Source organism: Serratia sp. HNCC26DJ244 (assembly GCF_057180565.1).
In genome coordinates this window covers 19,976-39,062 of sequence record NZ_JBXUGO010000025.1, presented here as the reverse complement: position 1 = coordinate 39,062, position 19,087 = coordinate 19,976, and the positions used below count along the sequence as shown (strand labels likewise).

Below are 19,087 nucleotides of genomic sequence, written 5' to 3'. Positions count from 1 at the left end.
CTATTTTCCCCTCAATAGTTTTCTTAAAGAGAAAACCGACACCCTTAATAACAGATCAATACGAAATTTTAGCTTAGCTATAATGTTTCTTTTATATTTATCGGAGTGTTTATTAAGAATGTATTTACGAGAAATAATACCTTTACTGAATCCCGTAGAGATTGAACCGCTGGTTTCTATACAGATAGTCAGCATGTCATCTATGTAGTAACCTTTAGATTTTTCTGCAAGCCGGATTGCAACCTCCCAATCCTGAAATCTAGATAAATTCTCATCAAAATTACCAATTGAATTCAAAACACTTTTTCTTACTAATAAACATTGTGTACTAACAAAGTTTTTTTTCAATAATCTAGATAGTGTTGCGGTCTTACATAGATACTGACATCCTCCCTTTATATTACCATGAATAGTGAAAACGCTTTGAGCACCTCGAATGAATGGGTGGACTATATAATCCACATTATCAATTTTGTTACCAATCTCAGTGAATATTTTTTCAAGTTTATCAATGCGCCAAAGATCATCACTGTCATTAAATGCTATCCATTCACCAGTTGCGGAAGTTATACCGATATTTCTAGCTGCACATGCGCCCTTGCGTCCGCCTGTAGACAATATTTTTATATCTAAATCGGCTATTGCTTCCATACTTTTGTCAGTTGAACCGTCATCAACAACAATGACTTCAACTTGAACATTTGTATTAGACTGCGTTAGTACTGACTTCACAGCATTCCGTATCGACGCCTCACGATTGAAGCACGGTATCACAACACTTAAAATCATAAGAAATCAACCTTACCTAGTTTATTTTTTTTTGCATCAGTGTAAGCTTTATAAAAAAGTGACCAATTTCGAGGGTAAACAAAATTCATTTTTCCGGCTCTAATATCTTTAGCTATCTGAATTAATATGAAGAAGGACATGTTTACATAGAATAAGTATGATTTTTTCTTGTAACGGATATCGGTTATCACACCATTTCGTACGGTATAGTATACTCTCATTTTACTTGATTCAGGATCAATAATAGCAGCTCCCTTACGACTTACATGCCAGGATGTGTCAATATCAGTTATTGAAACATCCTTTAGAATAGTTAAAAAATATCCTTTCTCTCTTATTCTTAGCGAATACTCATAGTCATCAGAGTATAGGAAAAATCCTTTATCCGGCAAACCAACATGTTCAATTATAGTGCGATCTAATACCATACCACCATATGGAACAATATCAGAATATATGTATTTATCATTATCTGATGATTTTTTCATGAACAGTGACAAAACGTTATAACCTAGAAAGCTATCGCTAAAATAAATAATATTCTCGTTATTTCTTATAGCCGTCAATTGTGCAGTACGATCATTCCTTTTCGCACAGATTATGATTTTTTCATTATTATTTTCTTTATACTGCTCTGCTATTCTTGAAAGTCCATTACTGGACAATACATTATCATCATCTAGTAATAGTATGAACTTCTCTTTCATACTACTGACAAAATAATCCAATCCTTGAGAGTAACCTCCAGCGGATCCTAGATTTTCATCATTCCAAATAATTTTTATCCGAGCATCAATACAGATTTTTAATAGCGAATCTCTAGTTTCTATATCTTGACCATTACTAATAATGATTATACTTTTCACGTCATCGATGATCAATGAGTGTATAACCTTACCAATTAACTCAAGCCTTCTACCATAAGTAACTATTAGTACGCAGATATCACTTTTTTCCACCGTTTTTACCCTTACCTAGCATTAACTAAAAATAACATTATTAAGACAAAAAACCACTGCATACAAAGACGGTAAAATAAAGAAAAATGTCGGCTTTAAACCTTTTTTTATCATTAATGTGAAATAAAATAATGCAATGCAAATTTCCACAAAGATAAATGTATAGGCTAAGCCCATAGCGCTATATTTAGGGACAATTAATAATGATAATATAATAATCATTATTAATGATATTATATTCACTTTTAAAATTATTTTTTGGTAGCCATTCATAATTAAATAGCTTGAAAATAAGCCATACGAAAACACAACAAGAACATATAATGATAAGACTCTCAATATATCAACTGAGCCATCATATTTACCAGCAAAGAAGTGTGTGAACATAATTGGTACAAACAAGTTAAGACATAAGTAAATTAAGATGGCAGGCAAAATACATAATAGTGCAAATTTTGCATTGAATGAGGGACGTTGATTACTTGTAAATGTTTGAGTAAGCGAATTTGAAAATGCAAATAATATAAACACACAGGGTAATACAAATTTGGCAGCTCCAATATATAAAGCGGCCGCACTAACTGAGCCAACATATTGAAGGATAAACACACCGACTCTATTATAAATACCATTAACAATAGATATGGTAATAAATGGCAACAATAAAGTAACATTAGTTATATATAGAGAAAAGTCTAATTTTGGATAAATCTCCTCATGTCTGTTTGTGCTTTTTCCCCATTTTATATTAAGGTATAAACTACTAATAGCAGCAGGTAACAACCAGAGAATCAAAATCGTATGTGCATCATTTTCAAGTCCTAAAAAGAATGTACTTAGAATAAATAACAGTCTTAAAATCGCCGTTATTAGATCCTTAAATATCATTTCATTTTTCTTGCCTTCGAAAAGAAAATAAGCTTGCGCTGGTGCAGTGAGAATATAAACAACAGAAAAAAACAATGTTATAGCGAGATCTATATGATTTGTATCTTTCAGTATAAAAGAGAATACTAAATAAAATAACAAAGCCAATATTAAACCATTATATATCTGAAACTGGAAAGAAAATATTTTATTCAGAAATGTTTTTGAGTTTTCCCTCAACTTGTTAATTAAAAAATTTCTTACTCCAGACTCACCAATTACCATAAAGAGGGCAAATACTTCTGTAAGAACTCCCACCGTCCCAAATATCACAACAGATAACATGCGCATTAAAAGCAACGTTGAGATAAAATTCAGCACCTGCACTGTCATATTGCTTATCGCATATGCCGCAGCGCTACTCACAATTCTTCTATTCACGCCGTACCTTCAGTCTATTGACCTTATCAAGTAATAAATCTACATTACTTTCCCAACTATTATTTTCAATGATTTTTTTTCTTATTTTGTTTTTCATTGCTTGAATATTAGTATTTCCTTCAGATATTGCTAGATTCTTAATGAAGCATACTGCATCCTCCACATCAGAATATATATATCCGTTAACATTATTCTCTATCAAATCATCAGCACCTGAATTCATGCTTACTACTGGTATACAATTAGCATACCCGGCTTCAATTATAGATAGTGGGTATCCTTCAAAACGTGATGTCAGTAAAAAGATATCTGCGCTACTATAATATGATGCTAATATTTTAACGTCATTAACCTCCTCAACAAAAGTAATTTTTTTGTATGCAGTAGGGTTGTCATTCTTAAACTTTTCGATGACCTTATTGAAGGTTGAAGTAATTGGCCCTACAAAATCAACATGAAATATAAGCCCTTTCTCATTCAATTTTAAAATTATTTCTAATGCTTCTTCTGTATTCTTTTGATACGTTCCTATACGACCTACAACAAGGATTTTAAGATAACCTTGATGATAGTTAGTTATTTCTGGACACTTATCTAACTCTTTTTTTATTCCTTCCGAAATACCATTGGGAAGATATAAGCTTTCTACATATTGCTTGGATAACTCAGCACCAATATATCTGTGCTCAAAAGTAATAAAATCAACCTTTCTTACTAGATAATTGTTCAGGATATTCAGAATGCTTTTATTCTTCTTGTTATATAGTAAGCCTTCTTTCTTTACTTGATTAAGGTCAAAGTCCCCTTTTATGAAAACGATACCAGCAGGATTAAGGATTTTATATATATTAGCATAAATGAGTGAATATGACCTAAGATGATATAAGTTTAGTAGATCAATATCTCTTGACTCTGAAATAAGTTTTCTTAATAACTGTAAATTCAACTTAAACCGAGTCCAATTCGTTACTACTTTTACAACCTCAACTCCTGATAACTTACTCTTAACTTCATTAAACGTCCATAATTCAGCGCTACCTTTAGTTTTTTTGCTTATATAATATAATAACTGACCTACATCTTTATTAAGATGCACATTTTCCGCGCGTTCGAATATAGTTACTACATTCATAAAAATTATTACCACAAAATTTATGTAGGTGCTGAAATGGAAGAACCTACTTTTAAAGCATTAGTTTTTACTATTTATATTCATACTGATAATTACCGTATGCATAATATGTAGACGCTTTCTTAACAATAGCATTAATAATAACACCTCTAATATTAATTCCATTTTGCTCAAAACGTCGGATACCAACTTCTATCTCTTTAACAGTATTCACACCAAATCTAGCAACCATAAGTGTCGTTCCTGCATGACGACCTATAATCGCAGCATCTGTGACAGCTAAAATCGGTGGTGTATCAACAACTACAAAGTCATAATTGTTGCTTGCCCAATCAAGAAGTACTGAGAAATTATTATTCATCAAAAGTTCTGATGGGTTGGGCGGGATTATACCTCTAGGTATAAAGTCGAGATTTGATATCTGTGTTCGTCTAACTGCATCACTTGGCGGAATAGCTCCACTAAGGGTTTCAGATAAACCATTCTTGTGTTCTGAATGCAGTATATTGTGTAAATAGCCCTTTCTCATATCTGCATCGATGACAAGAACTTTTTTATCAGACATAGCTATTATAGCAGCTAAATTCGTGCTAACAAAAGATTTACCAATTCTAGGGCTAGCACCAGAAATCATAAGAATGTTATTCTTGGCTTCCATCATAGCAAAATGTAAACTTGTTCTAAGACTCCTGATAGCTTCTATCGCTAAATCAGCAGGATTTCCGACTGCTAGAAGCATGCCTGATTTAGCCGACTTTGAACGGCCAATGATTTTCTTATCCTCATTAATTTGCCATTCGGATAATGGAATATTCGCATAAACATTTATGCCAATCTCTTCGAGCTGATCCGCATTTTCAATACCTTTGTGCATTATAGTTTTAAAAACTGCATAACCGGCACTAATTACGAACCCAAACATCGCAAAAAGCAAAACAGAAACTAATTTATTAGGTTTAACAGGTTTTGGCTGTGTAACTGCAGAGTCCACTATACGCACATTACCAACAGTGCTAGCCTTTGTAATGCTCAATTCTTGTTGCTTGTTAAGCATCTGCATGTATACTTCTTGCCCAGCATTTACATCTCGAGTTAATCTCAAAATTTCTTGCTGAGTTTTTGGTAAGTTACCAATTTTTTTATTTAGCTTACCTTTTTCATCCTCTAAGGTTTTTCTCTTCTCAAGCAATGCTTTATACGAAGGATGTTCTTTAGTGTAAAGTTTAGATATTTCAGCCTCTTTGAATGTGAGTTCATTAAGCTGTGTGTCTAGAGCAACCCCTGACTCTAAAGCTGCTTTCGCTTCAAGTGATAAATCAACGGAGTCATTCTGCTGTCTAAATTTGTTTAACTTTGTTTCAGCTTCATCAAGAGCGTTCCGTACTTTGGGTAACTGTTCTTTGAGGAAAGATAAACTTTTCCCAGCCTCCTCTGATTTTCTCTCGACATTTTGGAGCAAATAATTTTGACTAATCGAGTTTATTATTTTCTTGATTTCTGAAGGATCACTCCCAGTTAAGCTTAATGATAATACTCCTGTATCTTTTCCCTTATCTGTAACAGTTAGGTTTACTAAAATATCGTTAATAGCTTGAAGCATAGAAACCTTTCTTACTAAGAAAACGGTTCCTTCTGGTGAGTTGGTGTCACTAATGAGAATATCCAAATCACCCTTTGTCAATAGTTGGCCGATTTTCCCCTCAGCTAGGTATTCACCATCTTTCTTGACTGAAAACTGTGAGTTGGCTAATATTTCAATTTCATACTCTTGGTCAAAATAATCATCACTAATATCAAAACGACTTAATAAAATTTCTGATTTAGGGCTGCCTGTAATTCTTGCGAAACCTTTCCCAAAAATGGGGAAATACTTCTTCTCAGCAATTATATTCAGTTTTAAGTTATCTACTGTTTTACCTAAAACCATTCTAGACTTAATAAGTTCTATTTCAGCAGCTGATGCAGGTTGATTTGTGGGCAGAATATCTGATAAATTGCTTAAGATCGAACTGCCCGAGTTTTGCTCTACTTGAATTAGAGCATCTGCTCTGTAAATTGGTGTGGAAAATACCACATAGAGTATACCGATTACTGTAAGTAATGCGGTCATACTCAAGATCATCCAACGATAATCGACCAAACTTCCCCAAATTCTACCTATATCAATACCGTCATTTTCTTGATGAAAGACGGACTCACGTTTTTTTTCTGACATAGCAATCTCTAATTATCGATTCAAAGCTCTGACCCATTTATGAGTCGCATCATTTAATTGTTTAAAAACAAAAACAAAAGCTTCTTTACTCTTCTTGTACGGGTCAGGGATATCTACACTATCCATCCAGTGTCCATAAAGCATTGTTTTTCCTTTAGACTCTGGGGATAGTCGGCAAACAGCTTCGATATGCTTTCTCTCCATTACAAGAATCAAGTCATATTCTCGACATAATTCTAATGTCAGCTGTTTTGCAACATGCCCGTCTAAAGAAATACCATGCTGGTCAGCTACTAATGCCGCCTTCTCATCTGCAGAATGGCCAACCAGTGCCCCTAATCCAGCTGAAGTAATCTTTATTTCGGGTAGATGTTTTTTTAGTAGGCGTTCCCCAGTTGGGGAGCGACATATATTGCCAATACAGACAACGAGTATCGAGCTAAACATCATAAAATCCTAAGGCCAGTTTCTTATACGTAAGATACCTTCAGTAAGTTCATTAAACCCTGAAATTGTAGGTACTAGTTGGCTAACTACACGGTTCCAACGCGTAATAGGCGCGGTTGTAACATACACAATATCATAAGGCTCTAAATGGAACTCAGTTCCCATCACTAATGCCGTTGCGTCAGAGGCATTTAGCTGATAGATGCTGGCCAGCTTGCTTCCCTCGCTGCCACGTAGAGGGCGAATCACAAATATTCCCGTTGCATCAGCGACTAACTGGTCTATACCGTCTGCATTTCCTAGGGCTTCAGTTAACGTCATACCGCTGCGATCCATTTTCAAGGTCGCTTGTTTTTTAACTTCACCCATCACGAACACTTTTAGATCGTCGTTACGTGGAATGTAGAGAATATCACCTGGGGAAAGCAGGCGGTTTTGCGTCAGGTCACCTTTTTGCATTAGCGCCTGCAAAGAAATACGCTGCTCTTTGCCATCGTGTGTGAGTACCACGTTACGCCAGTCTGCATTTTCAGCAAGGCCACCGGCATTATTAATAGCATCCATAACGGTTAGCGGCACGTTAGTGATTGGCTGCTGGCCAGATTTGGCAACCTCACCAGTTATATAGGCTTTTTGTGAACGGAAAGCTGCAATGCTCACGTCCACCTGCGGGCTTTCGATATACTGCGCCAAACGGCCAGCAATATCATTGCGTACCTGGCTTGCCGTTTTGCCAACGACGGACACCTTGCCAATATACGGATAGAAGATGGTGCCATCAGCATTAACCCAGTTACCGGTGTCACTGGCGCTGCGGTATTGGCCTGCAGGGGTGGTTAGCTCAGGGTGGTCCCAAACCGTAACCATCAGCACATCACCCACCCCAATGCGGTATTCATAGTTCTGCAAGGCCAGTTCCAGTTCGGGGTTGTTCTGTGCTACTACCGGTTTTGGTCGCAATTTTTCAACCAGGCTCGGCGTCATAGGGTAGATATTCACCAGTCGGTTAAGGTTAAAATCGCTATCGTCTTGGCGGATAACGTTTTTGCCGCTGGTGGAAAGGTTGGTTCCAGGAACGATAGTACAACCGCTGATCGCAGCGAACGATACCAGTAGTGGTATCAGTTTCCATTGTTTCTTTGCCATCGAGTTTTATCACTTCCAATGTAGTCAATCTTTAACGCTAAGCAACTGGCCGACCATGGTCGCCTAGTAACATGCTTAACAAATTTTATTTTGGGGTAGGTATGCCGTTATCTCCACACCTTTATATTCGTTATAATTCAAGTCGCCTGAGTGTTGGCTGTATACGCTCGCACCTGTTACATAGTGGACCTTGCTTCTGCTGGCTCTCAGCCTGGGCGCCTAGATGCAACTCAAATTATTTTGAATATAAACACACTCATAGAGCAAACGTTAAGACTGAGCTTGCAAATATACTATTGTCAAAGTCGAAATGTATTGCCGCTTGCACTATGGCTGTAATCATATGCGGGTTATTTTGGTACGTCAAAGGCCCGCAGATCATTTTGCGCAGGACCATAACTATAAAGATTATTTATTTTGATTGCAGCAAAAATTGCTAAAGAGCTCGGCCCATTGACGGAAGGCTTTGCCCCAGGTTGGCTGCCATAAACCATTGGTCACAAAGATTACCACTGTATTGAAATGCTTCAGGCACGCTACCGCCCTTGGCTTTCAGCTACCAATGCACTGTACACGATGTTTGAACCCGAAGAATTGTGGCAATCACCACTAATGCAGATGAACCGGGGTCTGTTCGGGATTTTACGAAAGACAAGCCGTGAAAGCTTTAATAAACCCGGATTTTATTGCTAATAGAGGTTGCCAAAATAATATTATACCATTGTTCTAGTAAAACAAGCCTTAAATAGGCATTAAATGCTTTTTCAGAATAATACTAATAGCGAATTTCGGAGCCAGGCATCACGGCGGCTGCTACAGACATATGGACGCTCCCGATAAGGCTACCTGTTATCCACAAATACAATGAGCTGCCAGACCGAGATCGCCTCAACCATAATCAAGGGCGGTGGTGATTACTTGTTGGCGGTTAAAGGTAACAAACCCACACTGCATGATGCTGCACGTACGGCATAAGGCAAGGTTCCAGTTGCATAACGAAAGGCACGAATTTATCGCGAGTCAGTTTTTTTCAGGACCGTATTGCCATTGTGATCAATACCATAAAGCTGGAAGTCATTTTTGGCCAAGTCGATACCGAGGGTAGATACTTTCATTTGGACGCTCCTTCTTTTGAGTTTTCACGCTCACATATTGGCACTTTGATGCCGTAAAAGTTGGAGCGTCCATCTCATTATCCCTGGCGTTTTTGCCTATGCTTCGTGCCTACGTTCGGCTCCTTCAATGGCGTCAACTACCGTACTCACCTCAATAGTGGTCTTGTCTGCTGACCCGCTATGTTTGATAGTACTCCCTCAGGTTAGTTAAAAAACTTACTGCACTGGCACCAATAGCTCAGTCGCCACTACCACCACAATCAACCCCACAATTACCGGTACTGAAGTGCGTTTTACCACTTCGAATGGGGAGATTTTCGCCATCCCGGAAACCGCTACTATCACACCAGAAACCGGTGAAATGGTGCGGCCCAAGTTAGAAGCTTGCAGCATCGGGATCACCAAATAAGCCGGGTTCACGCCCATCTGTGTTGCCAGTTTTGGAATCAACTCCACAAAGGCATAGAACGGCGCATTACCGGAACCGGTCATCATGGCTGCTAGCATGGTAATCACCACCAATACCAACATCATAATGATGCCGCCGGTGCCAAACGACTGTGCAGTGTTAATCAGGGCACTGATAAAGCCCACGGTGCTTAGCCCTTGCGCGAAAACCCCAGCCGCAACCAACAACATCACCACGCTGGTAAAGGCATCTGCCATGCCACGGTAAGCCACTTCCAGCCCGGTAAACACCGTTTTGCCATTGAAGGTGCGGATAAACTCAATCACCGCCGCCAGGAACATGCAGATCACCAGTATGGTAATAATATGCAGTGAAGGCCCCCATTTACCGTCAAACACCAACACCCCAATAATCGGCGTAAACGGTAAAATAGCGTAGAAACCAGGCGCATGGGTGGTGATTTCACTCACATCCATAATGTGGTGCTGTTCATTACTTTTCTTATCCAGATAACGTTGCCAAAAGAAATGAGCAATCGCCATGCAGATAATGGCCGCAATGGAAATGGGCAGTGTGGTTTTAAATGCGAAATCCACCAACGGCATTTCCGCTGCTTTGGCCGCCAGTACCACGTCACCTGAAGTTGGGGAAAGGATAATTGCCGCTGGAGAAGCGCAGATAGCTGCTGCCGCGCCACGGCTGATGCCCACATTCACCATCAGTGGGAACAGGGTCGCCATTAACAGCACCCCCAACCCGGTGGCAGAAGACACCGCCAATGACATCAGGCAAGCCACAAAATAAGCAGCAATCATCAGTAAATAGGGGGAGTTGATCATCTGCAATGGGCGTGATGCCAGCTTGACCACCACATCATTGGCACCAATGTGTGACATATAGGCAGCAAAACCGCATAGCATCATAATCATCATGCCGAGGTCGCCACCGCGACTCATCAGCAGGATTTTAACGTATTCAAAGACATCGGTAACTCGCCAGCCAGTTGACGCGGCGCTGGCTGGTAATACGCTTTTACCCATAATGGCGCTCACTGCCAATAGCAGTAATCCGCCAACCAGCAATACCCCTGTCGCTGAGTACCCTTTGATAATATATCGGCCTACGCCCACGGCCACCAGAGCACCGATTAGAAGTTCGATCATAATTCCTCTGCTTATTATTTATTTAAGTTCAATGCTTTTCTGCCCAATAACGCCATACCTTGCCGAAAGTCAGCATAAATTATTATGACATCAATCAAGCTCGCACGCGGCGTCATCAGGAAATAATTAAAATTTATGGCGGGAGTAACAGTTTCAGCTTAGGCAAAGTTGGGCTCATGCAAGTTGCAGTCTGTCTGCAACTTGCATGGCAATAAGTCTAAATAACAACGATTACAGCTTATCCAACAGCTTGTTCACATCACGGCCTGTCTGATTGGATTTATTTTTTTCCACCCATTTATTCAGTGCCTCTTTGGCACGATCCTGCAACGTTTTACGCAGCAGTTTATCGAGCTGTATCTGGTAATTGAGCTGTTGCCACGGACCATAAACACGTAGTGGGATAGGTGTTTTAATCAGTTGGGCGATCAGGTCGTTATTACCTTGCCACCCCTCTTTTACCAGCACATTCATCATGATGTCACACTGCCGACCCGCTATATCCAGCCGGCCCTCTCCAGTCAAGCTGAGCAATGGCGATTCTGCGCTCAGCGTACTGAGTGTCAGTGTTCCTTTGCTCAAACTGCCTTTGGCCGTCATCTGTTTGATTTCGGTATGGCGTTGGTAGTTGTCTTGCCCACGTACACTGTTGTCATTACGTGCTACTGCTTGCTGGATCAACTGCTGAATATTAAATTGTTTCAGTTGGGCATTCTGCAAACTCAACTCTGCGGTGCCTTGCCAGTTATGCTCGAAAGAAGCAGCGTTTAATTGGTCTCCACTTAAATTACCTTGCATACTGAATGCGCCAGTTAATGCCAAAGGCATATCAAACGCTTTAAGCAAATCACCTAACTCAATTTGCCGCAATACCGGCTGGACTTTGATCAATGGCCGGTTTGTTCGAGCATCTAACGAACCTGGCAGGGCAAAATCCCCCGCCGCCAACTTGCCAGACAGCACGTTTACTGTCAGTAACCCCTGCTGATTGTTGGCGTCCGCCACCAATTGAGTGATGTTCATTCCACGGTAAGTAACCTGATCCACCTGCAGGTTAATTTGTGCCTTGAAATTGCGTAATGCCCGCAGACTCTGTTGCGGCCCATCAATCTGATTGGCGATAACTGGTGCGGCGGCCACCGCTTGTTGCGGCGCCGTGTTATCAGAAACCGCAGTCTGCCAACCGGAAAGTGCATCCATATTCAGTTGCGCCGCGCTGAGGTTTAATTTATAGGCTGGTATCAGCCCAAACTGAGCACTGGCATCACCAGTCAGTTGGCTATCATTGGCGCTGAGCAACAATTGGCTAAGCACCCACTGCTGTGTAGGCTGGTGATAAACCGCTTGTACGCTACCCTGCCCCTGGATCCCTGCAGTGGGAATATCTGCCCCCTCCAACTGGTAGTTGAACTGGCTAACCTTGGCAGTAATCTGCTGAGGGTACTGCAACAAATCAATATCTGCAGCCAAGGTAAAGGCCAAATCACGCTGGTCACGATTCACCCGGCTGGAAAGATCCATTTTTGCCTGATGCAGCCCAGTGCGTTGCAAGTTTAAATTAATGTCACGAACATTAATCTGCTCATTGTTGGCTCGCTGCCAAATCAGCAAGCTATCTACAATCTGCAGATTATCAATTTCAAACTTCCACAGTGATTCACTGATTTCATCCAACTGATTTGCACCGGGGGCAACTGGCGCATTGGGCTGGTTCTGCTTTTCACTGTCAGCGGTCAACCGGAACACCGCATTTTTAAGCATCACCTGTTTGATATCAAGCTGATGAGAAAGTAGCGGTAGCAACCGGACATCCAGGCGCATATTGTCAGCACTGACCAGCGGTAGCGCAGCACCGGGCGCGGTCACCGTCATCCGCCCGGCAAGAATGCTTAATTGCGGCCAAACATGCCAACGCAGGTCACCCTCTAGCGTCAAATGGTAGCCACTGCGCTGCTCAACCTGCTTGACCATATAGGCACGAAAATCGTTCGGATTCACCAACAGCACCAATGCAGCCATCCCAGCTATCAGTACCACCAGCAAAATGGCCAATGTTGTTAGCAATCTTCTCATACCAACCCCTTGTCTATACTATACCCGTCACCAATGAAGCTGCAGGGGTGTTGGCTGCACTCCCTCGCCCCGGTCACATAGCTATCTATGCTCCCGGGGACTCACTCTTTTGCCGTCTACCTGCAACTCCATTAAACTTGAGTATGATCTGGCTTACTTTCTGCATTTCTGCACTGTTAGTCCTTATCAATACGGCTGGCCACTGCCCCTTGCTGATCTTTATATTTCGCATCCTGGCGACGATTATAGGGGCGTGCTGCAGGCCCGGAAAGCGGCTCAAAACTCAGTGCACCAATCAGCATACCTGGGCGCAATGCTAACGGCAGCTTACCTGAATTATAGAACTCCAGCACAATTCGGCCCTGCCAGCCGGGATCAATTCTGTGTGCCGTTACGTGCACCATCAAACCCAGGCGTGCCAAGGAAGAACGGCCATCAAGCCAACCCACCAGATCGTCTGGCAGTGTCACCGACTCCAGTGTCACGGCCAAGGCCAGTTCACCGGGGTGCAGAAAAAAGGCTTCCCCCTCCGGCAGGACAATCTCATCGCTCATGACGCGATCAAGTGCCTCGCTAACTTCATCTTTTGGCCCGCTAAGATCGATAAATGCCGCAGTATGGCCACGAAATACACGAAACTGGTTGCCCAAACGGACATCTACAGTGGCCCCATTAATACGCTCCATGGGTGGGCGTGGGGAAATTACCAATTTGCCATTGTCCAACCAGGCTTCTATATCGCGGTCGCAGAGTCTCATTATTTTATCTCCATTCCATACTCTTCATCTTTCTTGAGTATGGGTGCGTAATCGGCTACAAAAACTGCCATATAATCACTAAAAGGTCTATGCCAGGTTGTAAATACTTCACCAAAGATCACTGAATTTTTAATCAGTTACTCAAAAAACTGGCTGATTTTAGCCTTCAAGATATCAATTGCAATGCGGTTTTTACCCCCGCGCGGGACGATGATATCGGCATACTGTTTGGAAGGTTCAATAAACTGCAGGAACATCGGACGAACCGTTTTCTGATACTGCGCTATAACGGACTCCATCGAACGCCCGCGCTCATTCACATCACGCCTCATACGGCGCATCAGGCAGATATCTAATGGCGTGTCGACAAAAATCGAAAAGCTCATTTCCTGGCGTAAGCGGCTATCCGTCAATAGCAGAATGCCTTCCAGAATAATCACCCTTTTCGGTTCCAGATGGATAGTCTCTTTTTTGCGCGTATACTCGTTGTAGCTGTAGAGCGGTAATTCAATCGATTGACCTGCTTTCAACATTTGTAGATGCTGAAACAACAAATTGTGGTCCATGGAACTCGGGTGGTCATAGTTGGTTTTCACCCGTTCTTCCATGGTCAGATGCGTCTGGTCTTTATAATAACTGTCTTCCGGGATCACACCGATATGTTGATCACCCACTTGTTCACGCAACTCACGATACAAGGTACTGGCGATCAAGCTTTTACCCGAAGCCGATGCACCCGCAATACCAATAATGACACACTGATGTGACTGGTCAGTCATAACTTAACAACCTGATTTAATAGTCGATAATGGGGCAAGACAAGCTGCAGCCATCAGAACTGCAGCTTGATGACTTAAAGACAGTTACAGCGCGCGGAAAGCGATCTCCGTGGGGATCGTGTCCCCTAGCCAGTACATCTGTGCAGCAACGCGCCCAGCCAGTTGCCGGTAAATCTCGGCAAACTCGCTATCAGGGCGGCTGACCACCGTCGGTTGACCACGGTCGAGATCTTCACGCAGCGAAATATGTAACGGCATTTGCCCTAACAGGGTGCTGTTATATTTCTTCACCAGCTTATCGGCGCCGCCAGTACCAAAAATAGGTTCATGGTGGCCACAGTTGCTGCAGATATGCACACTCATGTTCTCCACAATACCCAACACCGGCACATGCACTTTCTCAAACATCACAATGCCTTTTGCCGCATCCAACAAAGCAATGTCCTGCGGTGTGGTCACCACTAATGCAGCGGTCACCGGGATGTTCTGTGATAGCGTCAACTGAATATCCCCGGTACCCGGCGGCATATCCAACACCAGGTAATCCAGGTCAGGCCATATAGTATCCTGCAACAGTTGTAGCAGTGCCTTGCTGGCCATTGGACCACGCCAAACCATGGCATTATCGTCAGTCACCAGATAACCAATGGAGTTAGTAGCCAGGCCGTGAACCATAATTGGGGCCATATGTTGGCCATCTGGCGAGGTGGGCCGCTGGTGCTCGGTGCCCAGCATATTGGGGATCGACGGGCCATAAATGTCCGCATCAAGAATGCCCACCTTGCTGCCCTCTGCCGCCAGTGCCAACGCCAGATTCACCGCCGTGCTGGATTTACCGACACCACCTTTACCAGAACTAACCGCGATAATGTTACGTACGCCGTTAATACCTGCCTGTTCGTTGGCACGTTTTAAGGTGGCAATATCATGCTTGAGTTTCCAGTCGATAGCCTTGGCACCGGTCACGCGCAGCAGTTCATCGCTAACGCTCTCTTGCAAAGCGGCGAAACCACTCTGCCAGGCAAAAGGCATGGTCAACTCAATGTGCAATACATGGTCCAGCAACGCACAATGGTGGATGGCTTTCAGTGTGGTCAGGTTGTTTTTTAGTGTTGGGTGTTCAAAGGTGGCCAATACGCCGGTCACCAGGGCACGCAGAACTTCAGGATTGCTCTGCTCAGGGGATTTTGCGTTCATCCCGGCTCCTTGATTTTTTTATATGGATAGCATGATGACAAGCATAACAGAACTCAGTAGCAACTCGCGCATATAACAGCAAGAAACCACCCTAGCAGCAGACAGCATGATCAGGTAACATCAAAGACCCTTTTATTACTCACTACAGAAAGCAAGTTCTCACTATGGCTCAAGTCGCGAAAAAATTACTGGTGACGTGCGCGCTACCATACGCAAATGGTTCCATCCATCTCGGCCACATGCTCGAGCACATCCAGGCAGATATCTGGGTGCGTTACCAACGAATGCGCGGCCATGAGGTTCATTTTATCTGTGCGGATGACGCGCACGGTACCCCAATCATGCTGAAAGCACAGCAGATGGGGATCAAGCCGGAAGAGATGATTGCGGAAATGAAGCGTGAGCACCAGCAGGACTTCGCTGGTTTTGGCATCAGCTATGAAAACTATCACTCCACCCATAGCGAAGAGAACCGTGAACTGTCGAGCCTGATCTATCGCCGTCTGAAAGAAAACGGTTATATCAAGCAGCGCGTCATTTCACAGCTTTACGACCCGGAAAAAGGCATGTTCCTGCCGGATCGTTTTGTCAAAGGTACCTGCCCTAAATGTAAAGCGCCGGATCAATACGGCGATAATTGCGAAGTATGCGGTGCTACTTATAGCCCAGCAGAACTGATCGAACCCAAATCGGTGGTGTCCGGTGCTACGCCGGTCATGCGTGACTCCGAACACTTCTTTTTCGATCTGCCCGCGTTCAGCGATATGCTGCAAGCCTGGACTCGTTCGGGTGCATTACAAGAGCAGGTCGCCAATAAAATGCAGGAGTGGTTCGAATCGGGTTTACAGCAGTGGGATATCTCCCGCGATGCGCCCTATTTCGGCTTCGAAATTCCGGATGCTTCCGGTAAATATTTCTACGTCTGGTTAGATGCCCCTATCGGTTATATGGGTTCGTTCAAGAACTTGTGTGACAAACGTGATGACCTGGATTTTGACGAATTCTGGCGTAAAGAGTCCACCACCGAGCTGTATCACTTTATCGGTAAAGATATCGTCTATTTCCACAGTCTGTTCTGGCCAGCCATGCTGGAAGGCAGCAACTTCCGCAAGCCAACTAATCTGTTTGTTCACGGTTATGTCACGGTGAACGGTGCCAAGATGTCAAAATCACGCGGCACCTTTATCAAAGCCAGCACCTACCTGCAGCACCTGGATGCGGACTGCCTGCGTTATTATTACGCCGCCAAGCTCTCTTCACGCATTGACGATATCGACCTAAGCCTGGAAGACTTCGTGCAACGTGTTAATACCGATATCGTCAACAAAGTGGTCAATCTGGCTTCCCGTAACGCTGGCTTTATCAATAAACGTTTTGCCGGGCAATTGGCTGACCATCTGGCGGATCCTGCGCTGTATCAGACCTTTGTTGATGCGGCGGAAAGTATTGCCCAAGCCTATGCCAGCCGTGAAACTAGCCGGGCCATCCGCGAAATTATGGCGTTGGCAGATCTGGCCAACCGTTATGTTGATGAGCAAGCACCTTGGGTTGTGGCAAAAGAAGAAGGGCGCGATGCTGACCTGCAAGCCATCTGCTCAATGGGGATCAACCTGTTCCGCGTGCTGATGAGCTACCTGAAACCGGTACTGCCTGCCTTAACTGAACGGACCGAAGCGTTTCTTAACTGTGAACTGAGCTGGGACAGTATCCAGCAGCCGTTACTGAGCCATCAGGTTAATCCCTTCAAGGCACTGTTTAATCGTATCGACCTCGATAAAGTTAATGATATGGTTAATGCGTCTAAAGAAGATATGGCAGCCCCCAAAGTGGTCACTGGGCCGTTGGCCGACGCTCCGATTCAGGAAACCATCAGCTTCGATGATTTCGCTAAAGTGGATATGCGTATTGCGCTGATCAAAAGTGCCGAATTGGTAGAAGGTTCCGACAATCTGCTGAAATTGCAACTTGATCTGGGTGGTGAATCACGCCAGATTTTCTCTGGTATCCGTTCTGCCTACCCAGACCCAGCACAACTGGTGGGCCGTTTAACGATCATGGTGGCCAACCTGGCACCACGTAAAATGCGCTTTGGTGTTTCGGAAGGGATGGTGATGGCCGCAGGCCCAGGCGATAAAGAGATCTTCTTACTGAGCCCAGATAGTGGTGCGCAGCCAGGTATGCAGGTGAAGTAAACTTTACTCCTGTTACCCAAGTGATGGGCGCACCGGCGTGTGCGCCCATGGTTGATGTGCCGCTTGAAGTTGAATGGTGAAAGGTACATTTAAACAGGATGATTTATGAAAGGATTCCCCGCGCAAATTAAGTTCTTACTGGCCAGTTCATTAGTGCTGACCATTGGCCGTGGTATTACACTTCCTTTTATCACCATTTACCTCACCGAACATTTCCACTTGCTACCGAAAAGCGTAGGTGCAGTGCTAGGTATCAGCCTGGGCATTGGCATTATCAGCAGTTTTTATGGTGGTTATCTGGTAGACCGTTTCAATAAAAACTACCTGATACTGTTGGCCATTCTGCTATTTTCCCTGAGCTTTTTTGCTATTCCCTGGGCGCCAGGTTCAGTTGGCGTCATTATGGTGATGGCCATTCTGCACGCCGCTTATGCCATCCTCGGCATCGCTATCAAAGCCTGTTTCGCCAGTTGGCTACCGGTCACGCAACGTATCAAAGCGTTTTCACTTAATTACACGCTAGTCAATGTGGGTTGGGCGATTGGCTCATCACTGGGGATGATGGTCGCCGGTTATGGACTGTTGTTGCCTTTTTACTTGTCTGGCGGCCTGGCGTTACTGGTGGTGATCACACTGAGTTTGCGTTTGAGATACTATCAGTCCCCTCCGTCAGCAGAAATCTGCGGCGCTCCGCTGACCATACCCAGTTTCCGCCAGACCATCGCTATTTTGCGTGGTGACCAACGGCTGATTTACTTCACCATTGGCGGCACCTTGGGGGCAGTGGTATACGGTCAGTTCGCCGGCTATCTGTCGCAATATCTGATTACGGTTGCCAATGCGGAGTTTGCCTATCAAGTGATTGGCGTGGTGATGATCGTCAACGCCGGTATCGTTATCACCCTGCAATATCTGTTCAGCCGTGGTATGCGCCAAGACAATATGTTGCGCTGGCTAATGCTGGGTACGCTGTTCTTTGTGCTGGGATTGATCGGCTTTTGGCTGGCCGGGCAATCCATTCTGTTTTGGGCAGTGGCGATGGCGATTTTCAGCCTTGGGGAAATCATCGTTATCCCGGTGGAATATATGTTCATCGATTTCATCGCCCCAGCCCACCTGAAAGGCAGCTACTATGGGGTGCAAAGCCTCGGTAATCTTGGGGGAGCCATCAACCCGGTGATCTGCGGTTTCTTGCTCAGTTATAGCTCACCCGCAGTGATGTTTATGATGCTGATTGCCACAGCGTTACTCAGCCTGCTGTTTTTCTTTTTTGGCCATCGGTTGGCGGTACAGCAGCAGCCCCTTGCCAGGCACAATACGGTGCAATCAGAAAACGCCTAGTACATGTTGTGGTGTGGCTCACATTTTAATTGTATGATGAATGTTTCGCGTTAGCTGGGAAATA

At 43.6% G+C, this 19,087-nt stretch carries 14 protein-coding genes and 1 pseudogene; 2 read left to right on the top strand and 13 right to left on the bottom strand.

Translation table 11 applies throughout. The features are described from left to right. From AC2A06_RS16675 to apbC, 13 genes and pseudogenes are all read right to left on the bottom strand, one after another. Window positions 1–789, bottom strand: coding sequence for a glycosyltransferase family 2 protein (locus AC2A06_RS16675; RefSeq protein WP_484381013.1), 789 nt, complete (start codon window positions 787–789; stop codon window positions 1–3). Beyond that, the gene (locus AC2A06_RS16670) at window positions 786–1,748 is read right to left on the bottom strand and encodes a glycosyltransferase family 2 protein (protein WP_484381012.1); all 963 of its coding nucleotides are present in this window, start codon (window positions 1,746–1,748) and stop codon (window positions 786–788) included. Before AC2A06_RS16670 ends, AC2A06_RS16675 begins: the two co-directional genes overlap by 4 nt. Before the next feature lie 21 nt (window positions 1,749–1,769). Further along, complete coding sequence (locus AC2A06_RS16665) at window positions 1,770–3,041, bottom strand: MATE family efflux transporter (RefSeq protein ID WP_484381011.1); 1,272 nt, start codon at window positions 3,039–3,041, stop codon at window positions 1,770–1,772. Between the two features lie 7 nt (window positions 3,042–3,048). Beyond that, window positions 3,049–4,188, bottom strand: a complete 1,140-nt coding sequence (locus tag AC2A06_RS16660; protein ID WP_484381010.1) for a glycosyltransferase family 4 protein — start codon at window positions 4,186–4,188, stop codon at window positions 3,049–3,051. Window positions 4,189–4,258: 70 nt separating this feature from the next. Then, window positions 4,259–6,403, bottom strand: coding sequence for a tyrosine-protein kinase Wzc (gene wzc, locus AC2A06_RS16655; protein ID WP_484381009.1), 2,145 nt, complete (start codon window positions 6,401–6,403; stop codon window positions 4,259–4,261). 12 nt (window positions 6,404–6,415) lie between these two features. Then, the gene (locus AC2A06_RS16650) at window positions 6,416–6,850 is read right to left on the bottom strand and encodes an arsenate reductase/protein-tyrosine-phosphatase family protein (protein ID WP_484381008.1); all 435 of its coding nucleotides are present in this window, start codon (window positions 6,848–6,850) and stop codon (window positions 6,416–6,418) included. Between the two features lie 9 nt (window positions 6,851–6,859). Beyond that, window positions 6,860–7,996: a polysaccharide export protein gene (locus AC2A06_RS16645; RefSeq protein WP_484381007.1), complete on the bottom strand. Its 1,137-nt coding sequence runs from the start codon at window positions 7,994–7,996 to the stop codon at window positions 6,860–6,862. A gap of 970 nt (window positions 7,997–8,966) precedes the next feature. After that, window positions 8,967–9,111: pseudogene (locus AC2A06_RS16640) on the bottom strand (IS110 family transposase); the annotation flags it as partial. A gap of 216 nt (window positions 9,112–9,327) precedes the next feature. Beyond that, window positions 9,328–10,683, bottom strand: coding sequence for an anaerobic C4-dicarboxylate transporter DcuC (dcuC, locus tag AC2A06_RS16635; RefSeq protein ID WP_484381006.1), 1,356 nt, complete (start codon window positions 10,681–10,683; stop codon window positions 9,328–9,330). A gap of 231 nt (window positions 10,684–10,914) precedes the next feature. After that, on the bottom strand, window positions 10,915–12,756 hold the full coding sequence (gene asmA / locus AC2A06_RS16630; protein ID WP_484381005.1) for an outer membrane assembly protein AsmA: 1,842 nt from the start codon (window positions 12,754–12,756) through the stop codon (window positions 10,915–10,917). A 176-nt stretch (window positions 12,757–12,932) separates the two neighbouring features. Further along, window positions 12,933–13,514 carry a dCTP deaminase gene (gene dcd, locus AC2A06_RS16625; RefSeq protein ID WP_023490069.1) on the bottom strand — a complete coding sequence of 194 codons (582 nt, stop codon included), beginning with the start codon at window positions 13,512–13,514 and terminating at the stop codon, window positions 12,933–12,935. A gap of 137 nt (window positions 13,515–13,651) precedes the next feature. Beyond that, on the bottom strand, window positions 13,652–14,293 hold the full coding sequence (udk, locus tag AC2A06_RS16620) for a uridine kinase (RefSeq protein ID WP_023490068.1): 642 nt from the start codon (window positions 14,291–14,293) through the stop codon (window positions 13,652–13,654). A gap of 84 nt (window positions 14,294–14,377) precedes the next feature. Then, window positions 14,378–15,490 carry an iron-sulfur cluster carrier protein ApbC gene (apbC, locus tag AC2A06_RS16615; RefSeq protein ID WP_473195616.1) on the bottom strand — a complete coding sequence of 371 codons (1,113 nt, stop codon included), beginning with the start codon at window positions 15,488–15,490 and terminating at the stop codon, window positions 14,378–14,380. A 164-nt stretch (window positions 15,491–15,654) separates the two neighbouring features. On the opposite strand from apbC, the gene metG reads away from it, so the two are divergent. Both metG and AC2A06_RS16605 read left to right on the top strand, forming a co-directional pair. Continuing rightward, window positions 15,655–17,682, top strand: a complete 2,028-nt coding sequence (metG, locus tag AC2A06_RS16610) for a methionine--tRNA ligase (RefSeq protein WP_484381004.1) — start codon at window positions 15,655–15,657, stop codon at window positions 17,680–17,682. 105 nt (window positions 17,683–17,787) lie between these two features. Continuing rightward, the gene (locus tag AC2A06_RS16605; RefSeq protein WP_484381003.1) at window positions 17,788–19,023 is read left to right on the top strand and encodes an MFS transporter; all 1,236 of its coding nucleotides are present in this window, start codon (window positions 17,788–17,790) and stop codon (window positions 19,021–19,023) included. Window positions 19,024–19,087: the final 64 nt, after the last annotated feature.

What these genes read in the sequence shown, in the direction of transcription:
- AC2A06_RS16675 (WP_484381013.1), bottom strand. Translation starts at nt 789, where the DNA reads ATGATTTTAAGTGTTGTGATACCGTGCTTCAATCGTGAGGCGTCGATA.
- udk (WP_023490068.1), bottom strand. Translation starts at nt 14,293, where the DNA reads ATGACTGACCAGTCACATCAGTGTGTCATTATTGGTATTGCGGGTGCA.
- AC2A06_RS16605 (WP_484381003.1), top strand. Translation starts at nt 17,788, where the DNA reads ATGAAAGGATTCCCCGCGCAAATTAAGTTCTTACTGGCCAGTTCATTA.
- dcuC (WP_484381006.1), bottom strand. Translation starts at nt 10,683, where the DNA reads ATGATCGAACTTCTAATCGGTGCTCTGGTGGCCGTGGGCGTAGGCCGA.
- apbC (WP_473195616.1), bottom strand. Translation starts at nt 15,490, where the DNA reads ATGAACGCAAAATCCCCTGAGCAGAGCAATCCTGAAGTTCTGCGTGCC.
- AC2A06_RS16645 (WP_484381007.1), bottom strand. Translation starts at nt 7,996, where the DNA reads ATGGCAAAGAAACAATGGAAACTGATACCACTACTGGTATCGTTCGCT.
- metG (WP_484381004.1), top strand. Translation starts at nt 15,655, where the DNA reads ATGGCTCAAGTCGCGAAAAAATTACTGGTGACGTGCGCGCTACCATAC.
- wzc (WP_484381009.1), bottom strand. Translation starts at nt 6,403, where the DNA reads ATGTCAGAAAAAAAACGTGAGTCCGTCTTTCATCAAGAAAATGACGGT.
- AC2A06_RS16650 (WP_484381008.1), bottom strand. Translation starts at nt 6,850, where the DNA reads ATGTTTAGCTCGATACTCGTTGTCTGTATTGGCAATATATGTCGCTCC.
- dcd (WP_023490069.1), bottom strand. Translation starts at nt 13,514, where the DNA reads ATGAGACTCTGCGACCGCGATATAGAAGCCTGGTTGGACAATGGCAAA.
- asmA (WP_484381005.1), bottom strand. Translation starts at nt 12,756, where the DNA reads ATGAGAAGATTGCTAACAACATTGGCCATTTTGCTGGTGGTACTGATA.
- AC2A06_RS16660 (WP_484381010.1), bottom strand. Translation starts at nt 4,188, where the DNA reads ATGAATGTAGTAACTATATTCGAACGCGCGGAAAATGTGCATCTTAAT.